Annotated in this window: 16 protein-coding genes and 1 pseudogene; 14 read left to right on the top strand and 3 right to left on the bottom strand. The window is 72.5% G+C overall.

The window, feature by feature from the left end; all coding sequences use genetic code 11:
- Positions 1 to 22 precede the first annotated feature (22 nt).
- The gene (cobF, locus tag AC3EQ1_RS03520) at positions 23 to 811 is read right to left on the bottom strand and encodes a precorrin-6A synthase (deacetylating) (protein ID WP_432092734.1); all 789 of its coding nucleotides are present in this window, start codon (positions 809 to 811) and stop codon (positions 23 to 25) included.
- 108 nt (positions 812 to 919) lie between these two features.
- Here cobF and AC3EQ1_RS03515 point away from each other — a divergent pair, with 108 nt between their 5' ends.
- The 6 genes and pseudogenes from AC3EQ1_RS03515 (at position 920) to AC3EQ1_RS03490 (ending at position 9,285) form a co-directional block, all read left to right on the top strand.
- Entirely contained in the window at positions 920 to 2,806 is a 1,887-nt protein-coding gene (locus AC3EQ1_RS03515; protein ID WP_432092733.1) for a methylmalonyl-CoA mutase family protein, read from the top strand.
- Positions 2,806 to 5,031 (top strand): methylmalonyl-CoA mutase, encoded by a 2,226-nt coding sequence (gene scpA / locus AC3EQ1_RS03510; RefSeq protein ID WP_432092732.1) that lies wholly within the window; start codon positions 2,806 to 2,808, stop codon positions 5,029 to 5,031. Before AC3EQ1_RS03515 ends, scpA begins: the two co-directional genes overlap by 1 nt.
- A 4-nt stretch (positions 5,032 to 5,035) precedes the next feature.
- Positions 5,036 to 6,028, top strand: coding sequence for a methylmalonyl Co-A mutase-associated GTPase MeaB (meaB, locus tag AC3EQ1_RS03505; RefSeq protein ID WP_432092731.1), 993 nt, complete (start codon positions 5,036 to 5,038; stop codon positions 6,026 to 6,028).
- Positions 6,029 to 6,771: 743 nt separating this feature from the next.
- Positions 6,772 to 8,196 (top strand): phytoene desaturase family protein, encoded by a 1,425-nt coding sequence (locus AC3EQ1_RS03500; protein ID WP_432092730.1) that lies wholly within the window; start codon positions 6,772 to 6,774, stop codon positions 8,194 to 8,196.
- 128 nt (positions 8,197 to 8,324) lie between these two features.
- Positions 8,325 to 8,726: pseudogene (locus tag AC3EQ1_RS03495) on the top strand (hypothetical protein); the annotation flags it as partial.
- Between the two features lie 82 nt (positions 8,727 to 8,808).
- Positions 8,809 to 9,285, top strand: coding sequence for a D-alanine--D-alanine ligase family protein (locus AC3EQ1_RS03490; RefSeq protein ID WP_432092729.1), 477 nt, complete (start codon positions 8,809 to 8,811; stop codon positions 9,283 to 9,285).
- Between the two features lie 184 nt (positions 9,286 to 9,469).
- On the opposite strand, the gene AC3EQ1_RS03485 is transcribed toward AC3EQ1_RS03490, so the two are convergent.
- Complete coding sequence (locus AC3EQ1_RS03485; protein WP_432092831.1) at positions 9,470 to 9,979, bottom strand: hypothetical protein; 510 nt, start codon at positions 9,977 to 9,979, stop codon at positions 9,470 to 9,472.
- A 305-nt stretch (positions 9,980 to 10,284) separates the two neighbouring features.
- Positions 10,285 to 10,524: a hypothetical protein gene (locus AC3EQ1_RS03480; RefSeq protein WP_351508672.1), complete on the bottom strand. Its 240-nt coding sequence runs from the start codon at positions 10,522 to 10,524 to the stop codon at positions 10,285 to 10,287.
- A 99-nt stretch (positions 10,525 to 10,623) separates the two neighbouring features.
- Between AC3EQ1_RS03480 and AC3EQ1_RS03475 the strand changes: the two genes are divergently transcribed.
- From AC3EQ1_RS03475 to AC3EQ1_RS03440, 8 genes are all read left to right on the top strand, one after another.
- On the top strand, positions 10,624 to 11,037 hold the full coding sequence (locus AC3EQ1_RS03475; protein WP_351508674.1) for an HIT family protein: 414 nt from the start codon (positions 10,624 to 10,626) through the stop codon (positions 11,035 to 11,037).
- A gap of 288 nt (positions 11,038 to 11,325) precedes the next feature.
- Positions 11,326 to 12,948 carry a phosphoribosyltransferase gene (locus tag AC3EQ1_RS03470; RefSeq protein ID WP_432092728.1) on the top strand — a complete coding sequence of 541 codons (1,623 nt, stop codon included), beginning with the start codon at positions 11,326 to 11,328 and terminating at the stop codon, positions 12,946 to 12,948.
- Between the two features lie 16 nt (positions 12,949 to 12,964).
- Positions 12,965 to 13,234 (top strand): DUF1876 domain-containing protein, encoded by a 270-nt coding sequence (locus AC3EQ1_RS03465; RefSeq protein ID WP_351515429.1) that lies wholly within the window; start codon positions 12,965 to 12,967, stop codon positions 13,232 to 13,234.
- A gap of 270 nt (positions 13,235 to 13,504) precedes the next feature.
- Positions 13,505 to 15,253: a DNA polymerase/3'-5' exonuclease PolX gene (polX, locus tag AC3EQ1_RS03460; protein ID WP_432092727.1), complete on the top strand. Its 1,749-nt coding sequence runs from the start codon at positions 13,505 to 13,507 to the stop codon at positions 15,251 to 15,253.
- Positions 15,254 to 15,729: 476 nt separating this feature from the next.
- Positions 15,730 to 16,974, top strand: coding sequence for a sugar ABC transporter substrate-binding protein (locus tag AC3EQ1_RS03455; protein ID WP_432092726.1), 1,245 nt, complete (start codon positions 15,730 to 15,732; stop codon positions 16,972 to 16,974).
- 61 nt (positions 16,975 to 17,035) lie between these two features.
- Positions 17,036 to 18,004, top strand: coding sequence for a carbohydrate ABC transporter permease (locus tag AC3EQ1_RS03450; RefSeq protein WP_432092725.1), 969 nt, complete (start codon positions 17,036 to 17,038; stop codon positions 18,002 to 18,004).
- A 110-nt stretch (positions 18,005 to 18,114) separates the two neighbouring features.
- Complete coding sequence (locus tag AC3EQ1_RS03445) at positions 18,115 to 18,885, top strand: carbohydrate ABC transporter permease (RefSeq protein WP_432092830.1); 771 nt, start codon at positions 18,115 to 18,117, stop codon at positions 18,883 to 18,885.
- A 137-nt stretch (positions 18,886 to 19,022) separates the two neighbouring features.
- Entirely contained in the window at positions 19,023 to 21,089 is a 2,067-nt protein-coding gene (locus AC3EQ1_RS03440; RefSeq protein WP_432092724.1) for a glycoside hydrolase family 31 protein, read from the top strand.
- The last annotated feature ends 209 nt before the right edge of the window (positions 21,090 to 21,298 follow it).

Raw genomic sequence — 21,298 nt, 5'->3', positions numbered from 1 at the left:
CCGCCCCCGCACTCGCCCGCAGCTACTCCCCGGGACGGTCGACGTCGCCCCGCTCGCGGCGCAGCAGGTAGGTGTCCATGATCCAGCCCTTGCGCGCCCGGGCCTCCTCGCGCACCGCCCGGATCCGGTCCGCGACCTCCCCCAGCCGCCCCGAGATCAGGATCTCGTCGGGCGTGCCCAGATAGGCGCCCCAGTGGATGTGCAGGTCCGGTTCGGCCAGCCGGGTGAATTCCTGGTGCGCGTCGAGCATCACCACGACGTCGTCGGCGCCCTCGGGGAAGCCCTCCGACAGCCGCCGCCCGGTGGTGATCTGCACCGGGCGGCCCACCCGGTTCAGCCCCGTCCGGTGCCGGGCGGCGAGCGCCGAGACGCTGCTGATCCCGGGGATCACGTCGTAGTCGAAGGTCACCGCGCCGCGGGCCAGGATGTCCTCCAGGATCGCCAGGGTGGAGTCGTACAGCGCCGGGTCGCCCCAGACCAGGAACGCCCCGCACTCGCCGTCCGCGAGCCCGTCGCGGATCATCTCCTCGCACCGGTCGGCGCGGCGCCGCCGCCAGTCGTCGACCGCGGGCGCGTACGCCGCGGAGGACACGGTGCGGTCCCGTTCCGGGTCCTGAGCCTCCATCAGCCGGTAGGATCGCTCCACGGCGTGCCGCTGGAGGATCTCGTGCCGCAGCCGGGTCAGGTCGGACTTCTCCCGCCCCTTGTCCAGGATGAAGAAGACATCGACCGTGTTGAGTGCCTTTACGGCCTGCAGGGTCAGTTGATCGGGGTCGCCCGATCCGATGCCGATGACGCGGATCTTTCTCACGCTGCCCGAGTCTGCCCGATGGAACGCCCCGGTGGACGCAGGTGAAGAGGGCAAGGTCACATCCGAGCGCACTGCTGCTCAGGGGGTCGGTTCGCCTAGCCTTCCCTCATGACGGTCCTGCCTGACGACGGGCTCTCCCTGGCCGCCGAGTTCCCTGACGCGACCCGCGAACAGTGGCACCGCCTTGTCGAAGGCGTGCTGCGCAAGTCGGGCACCACGGATGTCTCGGGCACGGCGGCCGAGGACGCGCTTGCCACCGAAATCCAGGACGGGCTTGCCACCCGCCCGCTGTACACCGCCGAGGACGGCGCCGACGACCCCGGGTTCCCGGGCTTCCCCCCGTTTGTCCGGGGCGGCAGGCCGGAGGGCACCTCGGTGTCCGGCTGGGACGTGCGCCAGCGCCACGCCCACCCGGACCCCAAGCGGTCCAACGAGGCGCTGCTCGCCGACCTCGAGAACGGCGTGACCTCGGTCTGGCTCGCCGTCGGCGAGGCGGGGATCCCCGTCGGCGGCCTCTCGCAGGCCCTGGAAGGCGTCTACCTCGACCTGGCCCCCGTCGTGCTCGACGCCGGAGCCGAATTCGCCCCGGCCGCCGAGGAGTTGTTCCGCATCTTCGCGGAGCGCGGCGTGCCCGCCGGGGCCGCGCTCGGCGGACTGGGCGCCGACCCGCTCGGGCTCGTCGCCCGCACCGGGAGCGACACCGGCCTGTCCGGCCGGGTGGCCGCCGCCGCGGACCTCGCCGCCCGCTGCCACCGCGACCACCCGGGCGTCCGCGCCCTGGCGGTGGACGCCCTGCCGTACCACGAGGCCGGGGGCTCGGCCGCCGAGGAGCTGGGCTGCGCCCTGGCCACCGGCGTGGCCTACCTCCGCGACCTGACCGCGGCCGGCCTCTCCGTCGACGCGGCCTGCGGCCAGCTGGAGTTCCGGTTCGCCGCCACCGCCGACCAGTTCCTCACCATCGCCAAGCTGCGCGCCGCCCGCCGCCTCTGGGCCCGGGTGGCCGAGGTCTGCGGCGCCGCACCGGCCGCCGCGGCACAGCGTCAGCACGCCGTGACCTCCGCGGTGATGATGACCCGTCGCGACCCGTGGGTGAACATGCTGCGCACCACCGTCGCCTGCCTGGGCGCCGGGGTCGGCGGGGCCGACGCCGTGACGGTGCAGCCCTTCGACAGCGCCCTCGGCCTGCCGGACGCCTTCGCCCGGCGCATCGCCCGCAACACCTCCTCGATCCTGCTGGAGGAGTCCCACCTGGCCCGGGTCATCGACCCGGCCGGCGGCTCCTGGTACGTGGAGCGGCTCACCGACGAGCTCGCACAGGCCGCGTGGGCCTGGTTCCAGGAGATCGAGCGCGCCGGCGGCCAGGCCGCCGGACTGGGGTCCGGACTGATCGCCGAGCGCCTGGAGCACACTTGGCGGCGGCGCCGCGAGGACCTCGCGAAGCGCCGTGAACCGATCACCGGCGTCAGCGAGTTCCCGCTGCTGGCCGAGACCGTGCCCGAGCGCGAGACCGCGCCCGCCGGCCCGTCCGGAGGGCTGCCGCAGGTCCGCCGCGACGAGGCGTACGAGGCGCTGCGCGCCCGCTCCGACGCCCACCTCGCCGCCACCGGCACCCGGCCGAAGGTGTTCCTCGCCGCGCTGGGCTCCCCGGCCGCGCACACCGCGCGGGCGACCTTCGCCGCCAACCTGTTCCAGGCCGGCGGCATCGAACCGGTCCACGACCCGGTGACCGTGGACGCGGAGAGCGCCGCCGACGCCTTCACCCGCAGTGGCGCGGGCCTCGCCTGTCTGGTCTCCAGTGACGCCGTCTACGCCGAACAGGCCGAGTCCGTCGCCGCCGCTCTCGCGGCGGCCGGCGCCCGCCGGGTGTTCCTCGCCGGACGCCCCGGCGAGCGGCGGGAGGCGTACCGGCAGGCGGGGATCGACACGTTCGTCACCGCGGGCGGCGACGCGGTCGCCGTCCTCTCCTCCGCACTCGACGACCTGGGGGTGGCGTGATGCAGCGCAGCACCGGACAGCAGGCAGCGATCCCCGACTTCACCGGCATCGGCCTGGAGCCGGGCGGGGCGTCCCCGGCCGACGCCGGGCAGTGGCGCGCCGCGCTGCAGGACAGCACCGGCAAGGGCGACGCCGACCTGCTGTGGGAGACCCCGGAGGGGATCGGCGTGAAGCCGCTCTACACCTCCGAGGACGTGGCGGGGCTGGACTTCCTGGGCACCTACCCGGGCATCGCGCCCTACCTGCGCGGCCCGTACCCCACGATGTACGTCAACCAGCCGTGGACGATCCGTCAGTACGCCGGATTCTCCACCGCCGAGGAGTCCAACGCCTTCTACCGCCGCAACCTCGCCGCGGGCCAGAAGGGCCTCTCCGTCGCCTTCGACCTGCCCACCCACCGCGGCTACGACAGCGACCACCCGCGGGTCACCGGTGACGTCGGCATGGCGGGCGTGGCCATCGACTCCATCTACGACATGCGGCAGCTCTTCGACGGCATCCCGCTGGACCGGATGAGCGTGTCGATGACGATGAACGGCGCCGTGCTGCCGGTGCTGGCGCTCTACATCGTCGCCGCGGAGGAGCAGGGCGTACCGCCCGAGAAGCTGGCCGGGACCATCCAGAACGACATCCTCAAGGAGTTCATGGTCCGCAACACCTACATCTACCCGCCGCAGCCCTCGATGCGGATCATCTCCGACATCTTCGCGTACACCTCGCAGAAGATGCCGCGCTACAACTCGATCTCCATCTCGGGCTACCACATCCAGGAGGCCGGGGCCACGGCCGACCTGGAGCTGGCGTACACCCTCGCCGACGGCGTGGAGTATCTGCGGGCCGGACTCGGGGCCGGACTCGACGTGGACGCCTTCGCGCCGCGGCTGTCCTTCTTCTGGGCGATCGGCATGAACTTCTTCATGGAGATCGCCAAGCTGCGCGCCGCCCGCCTGCTCTGGGCCAAGCTCGTCAAGCGGTTCGACCCGCAGAACGCCAAGTCGCTGTCGTTGCGCACCCATTCGCAGACCTCCGGCTGGTCGCTGACGGCCCAGGACGTCTTCAACAACGTCACCCGCACCTGTGTCGAGGCGATGGCCGCCACCCAGGGCCACACCCAGTCGCTGCACACCAACGCCCTCGACGAGGCGCTGGCCCTGCCCACCGACTTCTCGGCCCGGATCGCCCGCAACACCCAGCTGCTGCTCCAGCAGGAGTCCGGGACCTGCCGGTCCATCGACCCGTGGGGCGGCAGCGCGTACGTGGAGCGGCTGACCCACGACCTGGCCCGCCGGGCCTGGCAGCACATCGAGGAGGTCGAGGCCGCGGGCGGCATGGCCCAGGCCATCGACGCCGGCATCCCCAAGCTGCGCGTCGAGGAGGCCGCGGCCCGCACCCAGGCCCGGATCGACTCCGGCCGCCAGCCGGTCATCGGCGTCAACAAGTACCGGGTCGGCGGCGAGGAGGCCATCGAGGTGCTCAAGGTCGACAACTCCTCCGTCCGGTCCCAGCAGATCGCCAAGCTGCGCCGGCTGCGCGAGGAGCGCGACGAGGCCGTCTGCCAGGACGCGCTGCGGGCGCTGACCGCCGCCGCCGAGGCCGGATCCGGCCAGGGGATGGAGGGCAACCTGCTCGCGCTGGCGGTCACCGCCGCCCGCGCCAAGGCGACTGTGGGGGAGATCTCGGACGCCCTGGAGAAGGTGTACGGACGGCACTCCGGCCAGATCCGTACCATCTCCGGTGTGTACCGGGAGGAAGCCGGAGCGTCGTCCGGCGTGGAGCGGACCAGGACGCTCGTCGAGGCGTTCGAGCGCGAGGAGGGCCGGCGGCCCCGGATCCTCGTCGCCAAGATGGGCCAGGACGGCCACGACCGCGGCCAGAAGGTGATCGCCACGGCCTTCGCCGACCTCGGCTTCGACGTCGACGTCGGCCCGCTGTTCCAGACGCCGGAGGAGGTCGCCCGGCAGGCCGTCGAGGCCGACGTGCACATCGTCGGGGTCTCCTCGCTCGCCGCGGGCCACCTCACCCTGGTGCCCGCGCTCCGCGAGCAACTGGCCGAGCAGGGCCGGGAGGACATCACCATCGTGGTCGGCGGGGTCATCCCGCCGCAGGACGTGGAGCCCCTCCGCGAGATGGGCGCCGCCGCGGTCTTCCTGCCCGGCACCGTCATCCCCGACGCCGCCCACGACCTGCTGAAGGGCCTGGCCGGGTCCCTCGGCCACGAGCTGTGAGCCCATGCCGCGGACGATCGACATCGATGCGTACACCAAGGGCGTCCTCGACGGGTCCCGGGCGTACATCGCCCGGGCCATCACCCTCGTGGAGTCGACCCGGCCCGACCACCGGGAGGCGGCGCAGCGCCTGCTGATCGAGCTGCTGCCGCACACCGGCCGGGCGCGCCGGGTCGGCATCAGCGGGGTACCGGGTGTCGGCAAGTCGACGTTCATCGACGCGCTGGGCACCCGGCTCACCGGCCTCGGCCACCGGGTCGCGGTGCTGGCCGTCGACCCGTCCTCCACCCGGACGGGCGGCTCCATCCTCGGCGACAAGACGCGGATGGAGCGGCTCTCCGCCGACCCGGACGCCTTCGTCCGGCCCTCGCCGAGCGCGGGCACCCTCGGCGGGGTGGCCCGCGCCACCCGCGAGACCATCGTGGTGATGGAGGCCGCGGGGTACGACGTGGTGCTGGTGGAGACCGTCGGCGTCGGCCAGTCGGAGACGGCCGTGGCGAACATGGTCGACACCTTCCTGCTGCTCTCCCTGGCCCGCACCGGCGACCAGCTCCAGGGCATCAAGAAGGGCGTGCTGGAGCTCGCGGACGTCGTCGCCATCAACAAGGCCGACGGCCCGCACGAGCGCGACGCGAAGTCGGCGGCCCGCGAACTGGCGGGCGCGCTGCGGCTGTTGCAGGGGCACGACGCGGAGTGGAACCCGCCGGTGCTCACCTGCAGCGCCCGCGAGAGCACCGGCCTGGACACCGTGTGGGAGCGGGTGGAGCAGCACCGCAAGGTGCTGGACGCCACCGGCCGGCTCGCCGCCAAGCGCCGCGACCAGCAGGTCGACTGGACCTGGTCCATGGTCCACGACCAGCTGCTGGCCCGGCTGCGGGAGCACCCGGAGGTGCGCCGGCTGGCCCCGGACCTCGAACAGCGGGTCCGCGAGGGCACGTTGACGGCGACCCTCGCCGCCGGGCGGCTGCTCGACGCGTTCCGCGAGGCGGGTTCGTAGGGAGGCCGTGACGGCCTCACGGGCGGGTCACGGCCTCACGCCGCGCACCGCTTGTGGTGGCCGTCCTCGGGTCCTCGGCGGCCGATGGCGCGCACCGTTCACCGGGGTCGTGCCGTCGTTCCGTCGTTCCGTCGTACGGTCTGTCGGCAGGCGGTCTGTCGGCAGGCGGGCAGGCGGGCAGGCGGGCAGGCGGGCAGGCGGGCAGGCAGGCAGGCAGGCAGGCAGGCGGCCGGGGCTCCGGGGCTCCGGGGATCCAGGGGCTCCGCCAAGGGCCGCTCCCGGCCCACCGGCCGTGACCCCCGAGGGGCGCGAGTCGCTCGCTACCCTCGGAAGTGTGGTCGCCGCGCCCGCCGGGGGCCACCCCCTCCGGGGCGCCGGGCGTCGGGTCCGGCGATGCCGCGGGCGGAGGGAGGCCCGGGGCCCATGACACCGGTACCGCCCACGCCGGGTCCGTTCGCGACGCCGGTGCTGTCCATGACGTCGACAGTGCCCATGTCGGGTCCGCCCGTGAGGTCGACAGTGCCCATGCCGGGTCCGCCCATGACGTCGACAGCGCCCACGCCCGGTCCGCCCGTGAGGTCGGCGCCGCCCGTCACGCCCGCACCGGCACGCGGCCACGGCTGCCGCCGTCCGGGCGCCGTGGCCGGCGGGACTGCCCCGGTCCGGCGCATCGGCGACCGAGGCGCGACGCCCACCCCGACAGGCCCCGTACTCGGACGGCCCGCCGCCGTGAGGGGCTTCCGATGACCGACGCGATCGTGGTCGGCGCCGGGCCGAACGGGCTCGCCGCCGCCGTCACCCTCGCCCGGGCCGGCCTGCGGGTCACCGTCCTCGAAGCCGCGCCGAGGATCGGCGGCGGGACGCGGTCGGGCGAACTCACCGTCCCCGGCCTGCTGCACGACCACTGCTCGGCCGTGCACCCGCTCGGCCCGCTCTCGCCGTTCCTCCGCTCCCTCCGCCTGGAGCGGTACGGGCTGCTCTGGCGCCGGGCGGAAGTCGAGCTGGCCCATCCGCTGGACTCCGGGGCGGCCCCGGCGCTGGTGCGCTCCGCCGCCGAGACGGCGGTCGGTCTGGGCGCGGACGGGCCTGCCTGGCAACGGCTGTTCGCCCCGCTCGCCACCGACCTCGAACTGCTGGTCGAGGACGTGCTGCGGCCCGTGCTCGCGGTGCCCGCCCACCCCGTGGCGCTGACGCGGTTCGGCAGCCGGGCGCTGCTCCCTGCGACCGCCGTCGCCCGCCGGTGGCGCACCGAGGAGGCGCGCGCCCTGTGGGCCGGTGCAGCAGCCCACACCTTCGGCCCGCTGGACCAGCCCCTGACCGCCGCCGTAGGGCTGCTGCTCACCGCCGTCGGACACCGCACCGGCTGGCCCGTCGCCCGCGGCGGATCGCGGGCGGTCACCGACGCCCTGGCCGCACTCCTCGCCGACCTCGGGGGCACCGTGGAGACCGGCGTACGGGTGCGTTCGCTGGCCGAACTGCCCCCGGTGGGAACGGTGTTGCTGGACCTCTCCCCGCGCGCCGTCGTGGGCCTCGCCGGCGACCGGCTGCCGCCCCGGGTGCGCCGGGCCTACCGCGACTGGCGGTACGGTCCGGCCGCGTTCAAGGTGGATCTCGCGGTCGACGGCGGTGTGCCGTGGCGGAACGAGGTCTGCCGCCGCGCCGGAACCGTCCATCTCGGCGGCACCCTGGAGGAAGTCGCCGCCGCCGAACGGGAGATCGGCCGCGGCCGGATGCCGGAGCGGCCGTTCGTCCTCGTCGCCCAGCAGTACCTCGCCGACCCCGGGCGGTCGGCCGGGGACGTCCGTCCCGTCTGGGCGTACGCCCATGTCCCGCACGGCTACCGGGGGGACGCGACGGAGGCGGTCCTCGCCCAGTTCGAACGGTTCGCGCCGGGACTGCGGGACCGCGTCGTCGCGCGCTTCGTCCGGCCGCCCGCCGACCTGGAGGTGTACAACCCCAACTGCGTGGGCGGTGACGTCATCGGCGGGGCCAACACCGCACTCCAACTGGCGCTGCGGCGGCCCCGGATCACCCCGGACCCGTACCGCACCGGCATCCCCGGCGTCTTCCTCTGTTCCGCGGCGACGCCCCCGGGAGCCGGCGCGCACGGCATGTGCGGCCACCTGGCGGCCCGGTCGGCGCTGCGGGAGCTGGGGCTGCCCGGCTGACGGCCGGCCGCGCCCGCTTTCCCGGTGCCGGGGTGCGGGGGAGCGGGGCGGGCCGGTGCCGGGGTGTCCGGAGGCCGGACGTCCGGCGCCGGTGGCCGACACGCGGGTACGGGCTGGGGGTACGGGTCATGGGGTACGGAGGGCTGCGGGTACGGAGGGCTGCGGGTACGGACGGCCGGACGCCGGTGCGGGCACCGGCCGGGGGAGTGCGGCAGAATTCCCGTATGCGCGTTGTGATCTTGTGTGGTGGAGAGAGCCCGGAGCGAGACGTCTCCCTGGCCTCCGGCTCGTCGGTGGCCGGGGCACTGCTGGAGCGGGGCCACGAGGTGGTGCTCGTCGACCCGGCCGCCGCGGAGCCGGTCCTGGCCGGACCGCTGCGACCCGGTGACGCGGTCCACGCGTTCGAGGTCGGAAAGGAACCGCCGTCCCTCGCCGACCGCCACCGGCTGCGGGAGCGGATGCACACCGCCCTGACCGGCGGCCCGGTCCTGGAACTGCTGCGCGATGCGGAGCTGGTGTTCCTGGCGCTGCACGGCGGCTGGGGCGAGGACGGGCATGTGCAGGCGCTGCTGGAGATGGCCGGCGTCCCCGCCGGTCGCGGACGGTTCGAGCGTGGCGGTCCACCGGGTCGACTCGCTGCCGGAGCTGGCGCGGGTCGCGGCCGAGGTGCACGCCGGTTCCGTCGAGCTGCTGGTGGAGCCGTTCCTGCCGGGGCGGGAGTTCACGGTGGCCGTGGTCGGCGACCGGGCGCTGCCCGTGATCGAGATCGAGCTGACGACACCGCTGTTCGACTACGCGGCCAAGTACCAGCCCGGGGCGGCCAGTGAAGTCTGTCCGGCACGCATCCCGGACGCCCTGGCGTCCCGGCTCCAGGAGGCGGCGCTGCGCGCGCACCGGGCGCTGGGGTTCGGCGGCGACGCGTACTCGCGCACCGACTTCCGCTGCGACGCCGCCGGTGAGCCGATGTGCCTCGAAGTGAACGCCCTCCCGGGCATGACGGCGATGAGCCTGCTGCCGCTCGCGGGCAGCGGCGCGGACTGGTCCTACCCCGATCTGGTCCAGCGCATCGTGGACCTCGCCAGGGGCTGAGCCCGCTCACGAGGGGCGCTCCCGGAGGCATCCCGCCCGGTGAAGCTCCGGAGGGACGCCGGACGCCTGCCGCCGGACGCCTGCCGCCTCCGACCGGAGGGCCTGTGACCGGCACGTCTCCGACCGGCACGTCTCCAAACCGAAAGCGCCTCCTGCCGGGATGCCTCCCGCCGGAACGCCCCCCTCAGAACATCTGCAGGGCCAGGCTGGCCAGCGGGAGACCGAGCTGCCAGGCCGGGGTCCACACGGTGGGGGCCGGATCCTCGTCGACGTCGGCACCCTCCCAGGTGCCGGCGTCGTAGTCCTCGTCCGCCGACAGCAGTTCGGTCTCGACCAGCCGTCGCCAGGCGGCCCGGGCGAACGGCAGATCCGCTCCGGTGTGCCCGACCGCCTGCTCCTCCCGGTGGAGGTACTGGAGGCGGCGGGAGCACCAGCTGTGCCACGGTTCAGCCGCCGCCGTCAGATCGCACCAGTGCTCCAGCTGCGACACCACACCGGCTCCCGACAGCTGCGCACCGCCCGAGAGGAAGGCCGTCAGCGCCAGGGCATCCCGCCCGGCCCGGAACTCCAGGGTGGTGGGCTGCATCAGTTCGGCCTGCCGGAGCACCTCGTCGGCGACGTATTCGGCGTACAGCCATGCCATCGGCACGGCCAGCTCATCCCCACTGGCGCTGCCCGCCCGCTCCGGCATCATGCCGCCCACCTCCGCTCCACCACGTCCCGGTCATTCGCGCGCCCACTCTCAATCACGGACGAAGACCGCTCTGTGCTCAATGGAGCGCGAAAGGAATCGCCCGAGGTCACATCGCGCCCGAACGGGCATGATCCGCCCGGGTCGGATGCGGGACGCGGGGCGTGGAACGAAAGAACGGCGTCCGCTGTCGGATGCTGTCCCCGTCATGGCCCGGATGCCGGTCGGTCCCTCCCCTCAGCACGCCGCTCACGACACCCCGCGGCACCTTCTCCTGAGGACGGACCGGACGGCCGCCACGGTTCCCGTCAGGCCTCCCCGGGGTGCCACTTCGGCCACTCGCCGGGCCGGTCGGTCCAGTGGACCTGCTCCGGATCGTCGAAGTCGACGTCCGGGAAGACCTGGCGCACCCGCACGTCGAATTCCTCGCGCTCCAGCGGCTCCCAGCCGACCCCGCGCAGATGCACCAGCCGGTACCGGCTGTCGCTGTCGAACGGTGCCACCACGACCGGTACGTCCTGCTCGGGGGCGCTCGCGACGTTCTCCATGCCTCCAGAGTGCTCCCGGTACGCCCCACCCGGCCAGCGGGGACCGGTGTGCGGACGAAAAGCCCGGCGGAGGCGGCGCGGGGCGGTTCAATGGGGGGCGTGGACTGCGTTTTCTGTGCCATCGTCGCGGGTGAGGTGCCCAGCCACCGGGTCTTCGAGGACGAGACCGTGGTGGCGTTCCTGGACGCCCGGCCGCTCTTCCCGGGGCACGCGCTGGTGGTGCCGCGCCGCCACAGCGAGACGCTCGGCGATCTCCCGGGCGCCGAGGTGGGGCCGTTCTTCCTCCGGGTGCAGCGGATCGCGGGCGCCGTGGAGCGGGGCATGGGCGCGGCCGGGTCGTTCGTGGCCGCCAACAACCGGATCAGCCAGTCCGTGCCGCATTTCCACGTCCATGTGGTGCCCCGTAACCCCAAGGACGGGCTGCGCGGATTCTTCTGGCCCCGCGGCCGGTACGCGGACGGGGCCGAGGCGGAGGAGACGGCGGCCCGGGTGCGGGCCGCGCTGGAGGACTGAGCGGGTCCCGGCCGGCGCGGGGCCGCACCGCGCGGCCCCGTGCCCGTACGCCCCACCCGATACGCCCGTACCGTGAGGCCCTGCGCTTCCGGCCACCTGCTTCCGCACCGCCCCTCGGTGCCCGGTACCGTCCCGCGGCGCCCCACCGCACCGCGCGGCCCTGCACCGCCGGGCCGTGCTGCCGCCACCCGGTTGCATCTTCGCCGCATTTCGTATTGATTCGATACGTACCAGTCTTGTGGGTACCCAGTCCTGCGGGGCGTCGTCTCCCCGGGCTGGAGGTGCATCATGCGGTTCGCCGACCGCGCGGAGGCCGGGCGCCGGCTCGCCGGGCAGCTGGACCATCTGCGCACCGAACACCCCGTCGTCCTCGGGCTCCCCCGTGGCGGGGTGCCCGTCGCCTCCGAGGTGGCACGCGCGCTGGGCGCACCGCTGGACGTCATCCTCGTCCGCAAACTCGGCGTCCCCTACCACCGGGAACTCGGCTTCGGCGCGATCGGCGAGGGCGGCGTGCGGGTCGTGCACGACAGCATCATCCGGATGAGCCGGGTCGACGAGGCGGATCTGGCCGAAGTCCAGCGGACCGAGGAGGCGGAACTCCAGCGGCAGGCGCTGCGGTTCCGCGGCGGCCGCCCGCAGATCCCCCTGGCGGGCCGGACGGCGATCGTGGTGGACGACGGCATCGCGACGGGCGCGACGGCGTCCGCCGCCTGCCGGGTCGCGCGGGCGCACGGCGCGGCCCGGGTGGTCCTGGCCGTTCCCGTGGCGCCCCCGGACGCTGCCGCCGCACTCCGCTCCGAGGCCGACGAACTGGTGTACCTCTCCACGCCGAGCGCGTTCTACGCGGTCGGCGAGTGGTACCAGGACTTCTCCCAGACCCCGGACCGGGACGTCGTCGACCTCCTCGCCCGGTCGGCCCCGGACCCCGGCCCCGGAACCGACACCGCAGCCGGCTCCGGAACCGGAACCGACACCGCAGTCGGTCCCGGAACCGGCACCGCAGCCGGCCCCGGAACCGGCACCGGCCCGGATCCGCCCGGCGGCGCGGCCCGGGAGCCCGCCCCCGGAGGCACGGCAGCGGACCGCGCACCGGCCGCCGCCGCACCGGACGCCACAGCACCGGAGGCCACAGCATCGGAGGCCACCGCGCCGAACGCCACCGCAATGGACGGAGCGCCCGCGAAGCCGCCCGGGACCACGCCCGCCGCGACGCGGCGGGAGATCGGGGTGGACGCCGACGGGGTCCGGCTCACCGGTGATCTGACGGTCCCCGAGGGCGCGCGCGGCCTCGTCGCGTTCGCCCACGGAAGCGGCAGCAGCCGCCGCAGCCCCCGCAACCGGAGCGTCGCGGCGGCCCTCAACGACGCGGGTCTGGGCACGCTGCTCTTCGATCTGCTCACGCCCGAGGAGGAGCTCGACCGGGCCAACGTCTTCGACATCGAGACCCTCTCCCGCAGGCTCCTCGGGGCGGTCGCGCTGCTGCGCCGCCGCTACGGGGGCGTCCCGGTCGGCTGTTTCGGGGCCAGCACCGGCGCCGCCGCCGCGCTGCGGGCCGCGGCACAGGGCGACTGCGGCATCGCCGCCGTGGTCTCCCGCGGCGGGCGGCCCGACCTCGCCGGCCCGGGGCTCGCGGACGTCACCGCCCCCACCCTGCTCGTCGTGGGCGGCCGGGACACCACCGTGCTCGACCTCAACCGCCAGGCGGGGACCAGGCTGACCTGCGAACACCGGCTCGCCGTCGTACCGCTGGCCACCCACCTCTTCGAGGAGCCCGGCGCCCTGGACGCCGTGTCGGACCTCGCCCGGGACTGGTTCCTGGAGCATCTCGCCGGGGTCCGTCCGGAAACCCCCGCGGGCGTCGCGCGCCCGGCGTCGACCCGGAGGCACCCCGAGGCGCATCCTGGAAGCTGAGCTGGAGGTGACTGTCATGCAGACCATCACCGGATGGCACGTCGACATGGAGTTCCGCGAGGTCGACAACAAGACCGAAGCAGCCGCCCTGCTGCGCGTGCAGGACGGGACGGAGCTCCGGGCGCACGGGCGGGCCAACCGCCACCCGGACGACCCGGAGCAGCCACGGGTCGGCGAGGAGATCGCCGCGGCCCGCGCCCTCAACGACCTCGCCCGGCAGCTGCTCGCCAAGGCGGGGGTGGAGATCGAGGAGGTCACGCACCTGCGGGCGCATCTGGCGATGTGACCCGAGCGCCCCGAGGGGCGACACCCGCGGCGGGGGCCGGTCCGCAAAGGACACCGGCCTCCGGTGCGCGGCTTCGTACGCCCGGCAAGGCCCCCCGGCAAGGCCCCCCCGACAAGCCCCCCCCGGCAAGGCACCCACCCGGCACGGGCCCCCCGTCGGCCGGTGCCGGACCGGGGCGGGCGCCGGGCTCGTGCTTCGGCCCCGCGTCCGGCGCTCCCCACACCACCGTGGGCCCGGGCCCGATACCCGCCCCGGATCTAGACTTGGGACGTGGCCCGACCCAATAAGGACGTCGAGGCTCTGCTCCAGGAGTACGCCGACCTCGTCCTGATCACCGGCGGAGACGCGTTCAAGGCGCGCGCCTACGAGAAGGCCGCACGGGCCATCGGCGGGTACCACACCGACATCTCCCGGCTCGACGCCGCGGGCCTGCGTGAGATCCCCAACGTGGGCCGCTCCATCGCCGACAAGGTGACCGAGTACCTGCGCACCGGCCGGATGCCCGCCGTCGAGGACGTCCGCGCGCGCATCCCCGCCGGCGTGCGGGAGCTGATGGCCATCCCCACCCTCGGGCCCAAGAAGGCCCTGACGCTCTACGAGGACCTGCACATCGCCTCCGTCCCCGAACTCCGCGACGCCATCGCGGAGGAGCGGCTGCGCGACCTCAAGGGCTTCGGGCCGAAGACCGAGGAGAACATCCTGCACGGCATCTCCCTGATGCAGGCCGCCGGCGACCGGGTCCAGGTCGACACCGCGATGGAGGTCGCCGAGGAGATCGTGGCCGAGCTGTCCGCGCTGCCCGGCTGCGAGAGTTGCGCGTACGCCGGTTCGCTGCGCCGGATGCGCGAGACCATCGGCGACGTCGACATCCTGGTCGCGGCGGAGCGCTCGGAGCCGTTCATGGAGGCCTTCACCCGCCTGCCGTTCACCACCGAGACCATCGCCCACGGCGCGAAGAAGACCTCGATCCGCACCACCAAGGGCCTCCAGATCGACCTGCGTGTGGTGCCCCCGGACTCCTGGGGCGCCGGCCTGCAGTACTTCACCGGCTCGAAGGCGCACAACATCCGCACCCGCGAGATGGCCGTGCGGCACAAGCTCAAGCTCTCCGAGTACGGCCTGTTCCACGCCAGGAGCGGGCGGCGGATCGTGTCCCGCACCGAGGAGGAGGTCTACGCCCACCTCGGCCTCCCCTGGATCCCGCCCACGCTCCGCGAGGACCGCGGCGAGGTCGCCGCCGGCCTGCGCGACGAGCTGCCCGACCTGGTCACCGAGGCGGACATCCGGGGAGACCTGCACACCCACACCGACCTCACCGACGGCGTCGCCACCCTGGAGGACATGGTCGAGGCCGCCGCCCGGCGCGGCCACCGCTACTACGCCGTCACCGACCACGCGCCCAACCTCTACATGCAGCAGATGACCGACGAGAAGATGCTCGCCCAGCGGGAGCGGGTGCGGGAACTCGACGGCAGGCACCGCCGGATGCGGCTGCTGCACGGCACCGAGCTCAACATCGACCCGGACGGGAACGTCGACTGGCCGGAGGAGTTCCTCGCCGGGTTCGACCTCTGCGTCGCCTCGGTGCACTCCCACTTCAACCAGAGCCGGGACGCCCTGACCAAGCGGCTCGTCCGCGCCTGCGAGCACCCCTACGTCGACATCATCGGGCACCCCACCACCCGCCTCATCGGGAAGCGGCAGCCGCTCGACCTCGATCTCGACGCGGTGTTCGCCGCCTGCGCCCGCACCGGAACCGCCCTGGAGATCAACTCCCACCCCGACCGCCTCGACCTGTCCGACGAGAACATCCTGCTGGCCAAGCGGTACGGCGTGAAGTTCGCCGTGAACACCGACGCGCACTCCACCCTCCACCTGGACTGCCTGCGCTACGGCGTGGGCACGGCCCAGCGGGGCTGGCTCACCGCGGAGGATGTGATCAACACCTGGCCCCTGGACCGGCTGCGCCGGTTCCTCCACCGGGCAGGCCGGGCACCGGGATCGCCCCCACCGGGCTGATCGGGGGCAGCTCCAGTTCCTGCGGGGGCCGCCGGATTTTCCACACGGTCAATATGTCTTTTTCGGGAAATGCGGAGCATTTCTTGACATTGCCGGAAAGGCGTGCCTGTAATGCCCCCATTGAACCGGTTCATGAACCCGTTGAGGCGCTGCTCCATGCGGTGGTCAGCCTGGTAGCGCCTCCCACCGGCAGTGCCTCCCACTCATGTTCCACTCCGCTTTGATTCGGCCGCTCGCGGTACGTCGGCAGTTGTGCCCGGCTCTCGCGATACGCCCGCCGTACAGGGCTGGACGCCGAGCTTTCGCCTGGAGTTCCGTGTCGCGGGCCCGGCATGCCCAGGAGCGGTGTCTACTCATGATTCGCTGCGGATTGTGCGGTTCGTCGCGTTCTGATCCGTGTCTGCCTCTCCTTGTGTCGGCAGAAGGCCTGAGCCGTGCATATCAGCGCCCGCACACCGTTTCCCCTTGGAGTCGTCATGCACATCTCTGCCAAGTCCCGTCGCTCCCGGTCAGCCGCGGCTCTGGTGGCGACGGCCACCGCAGCCGGTCTGCTGCTGACCTCCTGCGGCGACGATGGCTCGCCGCCCGAGTCCGCGGACGGCGGCAAGATCACTCTGACCGAAATGGACTACTACGCCACCCCACCCGGACGGGCCCCCCTGGGTGAGCAGCTCAACCGGTGCGGCAAGGAGGCCGGGGTCACCATCAAGCGGCAGATCGTGCCGGACCTGCGCACCAAAGTGCTCCAGTTGGCGAACAGCCGGGCGCTGCCGGACCTGATTCTCCTCGACAATCCCGATCTGCAGCAGCTCGCCGCCACGGGAGCCCTCGCCGACCTCGGTCCGGCCGGTGTGAACACCGACGGGCTGTATCCGAACGTCGTCGCCGCGGGCGAATACCAGGGGAAGCTGTACGGTGTGGCGCCCGGTGTGAACCAGTTGGCGCTGTACTACAACACGTCGATGCTCAAGAAGGCGGGCGTCAAGCCGCCCGCCACGTGGGACGAGTTGCGCGCCGCGGCGAAGAAGCTGACCCAGGGCGACCAGGTGCACGGAATCGGCTTCGCCGTGCCCGCCACGGAAGAAGGCAGTTTCCAGTTCGAGTCCTTCTTCTTCGGCGCCGGCGCTTCCCTGAAGGAGCTCGATTCGCCGCAGGCGGTGTCGGCGCTGAATCTCCTGAAGGACCTGGTCGACTCCGGTTCGGCTCCCGAGGACGTGCTCAGCTGGAATCAGATGAACGTCGGGGAGCAATTCGCGAACGGCTCGCTGGCCATGATGATCAATGGCCCCTGGGAGCTGCCCCTGCTGCGCAAGGCAGGGATGAAGGACTTCGGCGTCGTGCCGGTTCCCGCCCCGGCGGGGCGCACTCCCTCCGGTGCGCTCGGCGGTGAGGTGTGGGCGATCGGCACCAGCGGGGAGAAGGCCCGCAAGGCGGGCGAGGTCATCAAGTGCATGGTGTCGACGGAGAACAGTCTGGAGTGGGCAAAGCTCACCAACTACGTGCCGTCCGACGAGAAGGCGGCCGCGCAATTCCGTGCCACTGATCCCTCGGTGAAGACGTTCGTGGACACCATCGGAAGCGCCAAGGGCCGTTCGGAGGAAGTCGGGCCGGAATATCCGAAGTACTCGCAGGCGATGTGGACCGCGGTGCAGAGTGCACTGTCAGGGAGCAAGTCGCCCGGCGCGGCGCTGACCGACGCGCAGAAGCAGGCGACGGAATGAGCACCGATCCGCTGACCCGTGTGCGGTGCACGGCGACGACAACCCTCCCGGGCAGCTGACCGTGGCTCCAGCACTTCCCAACCACCCGGCGGCGGCCGGCGGCGGCAGGAGGCCGCCGCCGGACCGCTCCGTGGCTCCGGCGGCGCGCAGCCGGGGGCTCGGGATCGGGTTCGCCGTGCCGGTCGTCGTGTTCGTCGCGGTGTTCTACCTCTACCCCCTGGCCCGCAATGTGGTGCTGTCCTTCCAGGACTACGACATCAGTTCCCTCTACAGCGGCAACGCCCCGTTCGTCGGCTTCGCCAACTACCGCAAACTGCTGAGCACCCCGGCCTTCGCCACCGCCGTCGTCAACACGGTGGTTTTCGTCGCGGGCTCGCTCTTCTTCCAGTTCACGATCGGCCTGGGACTGGCGGAGTTCTTTCGCCGCTCGTTTCCGCTCGGCCGGCTGTTGCGGTCGCTCATGCTGATCCCCTGGCTCTTACCCCTGGTAGTCGCCGGCACGTTGTTCCGGTGGATGCTCGACACCAGCAACGGCGTCGTCAACCAGATCCTGCTCGCCCTCCACCTGGTCCAGGAACCGGTGCCGTGGCTCAACACCCCCAACACCGCCATGGCCGCAGTGCTGATGTGCAACATCTGGATCGGCGTGCCGTTCAACATGGTCATTCTCCACAGCGGGCTGCAGGCCATCCCGACGGAGCTGTACGAAGCGGCTTCGCTGGACGGCGCCGGCCGTTGGCAGCAGTTCCGCTATGTCACATTGCCCCAGCTCAGACCAGTGATCAGCATCGTCCTGACGCTCGGCCTGATCTACACGCTCAAGGTCTTCGACGTGATCTGGGTGATGACCAAGGGCGGCCCGGCGAACGCCACCAACACGATCAGCACCTACGCCTACCAGCTGTCCTTCGGCGGCCTGTCGGAGTTCGGTCTCGGAGCGGCCGCGGGATCTCTGCTCGTCGTCGTGGCCGCCGTCTTCGCCCTGCTGTACCTGCGCACGCTGCGCGCCGAACCCGGGGTCCGCGCATGAAAGCTGCCCGCGCTGCCCGGAGCCGGCCCGCAACGGTCCGTCGCGGACGGAGCCGGGCGGCCATCGCGACGTGGGCGAAAACCGCGTTCGGTGTGGCCGTCGTCGCCGTCATGCTGTTCCCGCTGTACTGGATGGTGAATGCGTCCTTCCAGACCAATCAGCAGTTGGCCCGGCGCTCACCGCACTGGCTGCCCCTCGACGGCACACTCAGCGGCTACGAGAATGCGCTGTCCCAGCAGGGCGGCCATCTGCTGGCCTCCCTGATCATCGCCGCGGGCGCCACGGCCCTGACGCTGGCCCTGGCCGCTCCGGCGGCCTACGCGCTGGCGCAACTGCGCTCTCCGGGCGGCAGGACGCTGCTGACCGTGCTGCTGGTCGTCCAGCTCGTGCCCGGCATCGTCATGGCCAACGCGTTGTACCGCATCTTCGCGTCCGCCCGGATCCTCAACTCGGCACTGGCGTTGATCCTGGCCGACGCCACACTCGCCGTTCCCTTCGCCGTGCTCATCATGCGGGCCTTCATGATCGCCATTCCCCGGTCCCTGCTGGAGGCAGCGGCATTGGACGGTGCCGGCGTGGTACGCACCTTCTGGCGGATCGTGCTTCCCGTCTCCCGCAATGCGCTGATCACCTCAGGCCTGTTCGCGTTCCTCCTGGCCTGGGGCGACTTCCTGTTCGCCACCACGCTCAATCTCAACTCCACGACCTGGAAGCCGGTCACGCTGGGTCTGTACGACTACATCGGTGCCGGCACCAACACCACCAGCTGGAACTCGGTGATGGCCACGGCCGTCATCTCGTCCCTGCCCGCCGCGCTGCTTCTGGCCGTTGTCCAGCGGCACATCGCTGTCGGGCTCACCAGTGGCGCGGTCAGGGAGTGACCGCGCCTCGAACCGCCACCCCTGCCCCTCGAACCGCCACCCCTGCCCCTCGAACCGCCACCCCTGCCCCTCGAACCGCCACCTCTGCCCTTCGAACCGCCACCGACCTGTACCACAGCCCCGTAGAAAGGAGCAGCGTGTCTCCGTCCGACGGCACCAGGCCCGCACCCTCCGCTTCCGCCACCGGCGCAGCAGGGAACAGCTTCCCGCCTCCCGCCTCCTCCCGTCCGGCTGTCCTTCTCGAATTCGGTGACGCCGAGCACGTACTGCGGGTGGAGCCCTGGGGGGCCGACAGCGTCCGGGTGCGCTCGGCCCGGGGCCGTGTGCGGGACGACCTGCCGGGAGCCCTGACCGCGCCCCCTGCCGCCGTGGCGGCGGAGGTGGACGCGGGTCCCGACGGCAGTCGGATCCTCACCGTCGGACGGCTGCGGGTGGAGCTGTCACCCCGGGGCCACCTGCGTTTCGCGCGTACCCAGGACGGAACCGAGCTGCTGCGCGAGTCCGTCGGTCACTTCGCCTGGCCCGGCGCCCGCCAGTTCACACCGGCCGGCGAGGGCGCCCATCGGCTGGAGCAGCGCTTCGCCGCCCATGACGGTGAGCAGTTCTTCGGGCTGGGCCAGCACTCCCACGGGCGCCTCGACCACAAGCATCTGGTGGTCGACCTGGTGCAGCGCAACGGGGAGGTCACCATCCCGTTCACCCTCTCCTCCCGAGGCTACGGACTGCTGTGGAACCTGCCCGCCGTCGGACGGGTGGAGCTGGCCGCCGATCAGACCCGGTGGGTCGCCGACGCCGCCGATCAGATCGACTACTGGATCACCACCGCTCCGACTCCCGGCGGCATCATGAGCAACTATGCCGATGCCACCGGGCACGCTCCCCTGCTGCCGGAGCGGTACCTCGGCTTGTGGCAGTCCCGCCTGCGCTACCGGACACAGGAGGAACTGCTGGACGTCGCCCGCGAATACCGGCGCCGGGGTCTTCCGTTGTCGGTGATCGCGGTGGACTACTTCCACTGGCCGCACCTGGGTGACTGGTGCTTCGACGCCGCCGACTGGCCCGATCCGGCCGGCATGGTGGCGGAACTGGAGAGCATGGGGGTACGGCCGCTGGTGTCCGTGTGGCCGTCCGTCAGCGTCCTGAGCGAGAACTACGCGCACATGCGCGATGAGCGGCTGCTGCTGAGAACGGAGCAGGGCCAGCCCTTCCAGCACGTCTTCCCCGACAGCCAGGTCGACCACAAGTCCCTGCCCGTGGTGTTCTACGACCCCACCGACGAGCGGGCTCGCGACTACATCTGGAGCCGCGTCAAGCGCAACTACTACGATCTCGGCTTCCGGCTGTGGTGGCTGGACGCCTGCGAACCGGAGATGTACCCCGAACAGTTCGGCAACCTGCGGTACGCGGCGGGCCCGGGCCCGGCGGTGGCCAACGTGTATCCGCGCGAACATGTGCGCGGCTTCCACGAGCGCATGCGCGCCGAAGGCGAAGACGTTCCCGTCAGCCTGGTGCGCTCCGCCTGGGCCGGCAGCCAGGCCTACGGGGCGGCTCTGTGGTCGGGTGACATCCCGGCCACCTTCGAGGCACTTGCGGTGCAGGTGCGCGCGGGGCTGAGCGCGGGCCTGAGCGGCATTCCGTGGTGGACCACCGACATCGGCGGTTTCCACGGTGGCGACCCGGACGACCCCGACTACCAGGAGTTGCTCATCCGCTGGTTCCAGTTCGCCGTCTTCTGCCCGCTGCTGCGGATGCACGGCCACCGCGAACCGCGGGACGCTCACGCTGCGGGCCGGAACGGGGGGCCCAACGAAATGTGGTCCTACGGGCCGGAGGCCTACCGGATCCTGACCCGGCAGTTGCGGCTGCGACAGGACCTTCGTCCCTATCTCCACCGACAGATGGCCTCCGCGGCGGACCGCGGTGCACCGGTCATCCGGCCGCTGTTCTTCGACTTCCCCGACGACCCGGCCGCGTGGACGGTCGAGGACCAGTTCCTGTGCGGCCCGGACCTGCTGGTCTCCCCGGTGACCTGGCTCGGCGATCGGCGCCGCCCGGTCTACCTGCCGGCCGGCGCCGACTGGGTGGACCCCGCCACAGGAACGGTCCATGCCGGCGACCGGACCGTGACCGCCGACGCTCCACTGGAACGCATCCCCGTCTTCCTGCGCCACGGATCGACCCTGGATGTGAAATTCCCGGGCTGAGGGCGGGAGCCGTCACGGAAGTGCCACGCCGTCGGCCGCACGGCTGACCTCGGCTGTGCGGACGTCCCGAGCGGCCGGGCCCTGCGGGGGCGGATCTCCTGCAAACGCCCTCCACGCGGCCACGACGCCCCTGCCGATCGTGGTCGTCGTGGGCGTGGACGACGCCTCCGATGTGCCTCGGGCCGTTGAGTGAGAGTGCAACTTGTTCG

This window comes from Streptomyces sp. bgisy100 (assembly GCF_057709105.1).
Note: the sequence above shows the minus strand (reverse complement) of the source record. Positions and strands in the feature narration are given on the sequence as shown.

Coding starts and splice junctions, on each gene's coding strand:
- AC3EQ1_RS03445 (WP_432092830.1), top strand. CDS start 18,115: ATGCTGTTCCCGCTGTACTGGATGGTGAATGCGTCCTTCCAGACCAAT.
- AC3EQ1_RS03515 (WP_432092733.1), top strand. CDS start 920: ATGACGGTCCTGCCTGACGACGGGCTCTCCCTGGCCGCCGAGTTCCCT.
- AC3EQ1_RS03500 (WP_432092730.1), top strand. CDS start 6,772: ATGACCGACGCGATCGTGGTCGGCGCCGGGCCGAACGGGCTCGCCGCC.
- scpA (WP_432092732.1), top strand. CDS start 2,806: ATGCAGCGCAGCACCGGACAGCAGGCAGCGATCCCCGACTTCACCGGC.
- AC3EQ1_RS03480 (WP_351508672.1), bottom strand. CDS start 10,524: ATGGAGAACGTCGCGAGCGCCCCCGAGCAGGACGTACCGGTCGTGGTG.
- AC3EQ1_RS03465 (WP_351515429.1), top strand. CDS start 12,965: ATGCAGACCATCACCGGATGGCACGTCGACATGGAGTTCCGCGAGGTC.
- AC3EQ1_RS03455 (WP_432092726.1), top strand. CDS start 15,730: ATGCACATCTCTGCCAAGTCCCGTCGCTCCCGGTCAGCCGCGGCTCTG.
- meaB (WP_432092731.1), top strand. CDS start 5,036: ATGCCGCGGACGATCGACATCGATGCGTACACCAAGGGCGTCCTCGAC.
- AC3EQ1_RS03485 (WP_432092831.1), bottom strand. CDS start 9,979: ATGATGCCGGAGCGGGCGGGCAGCGCCAGTGGGGATGAGCTGGCCGTG.
- AC3EQ1_RS03470 (WP_432092728.1), top strand. CDS start 11,326: ATGCGGTTCGCCGACCGCGCGGAGGCCGGGCGCCGGCTCGCCGGGCAG.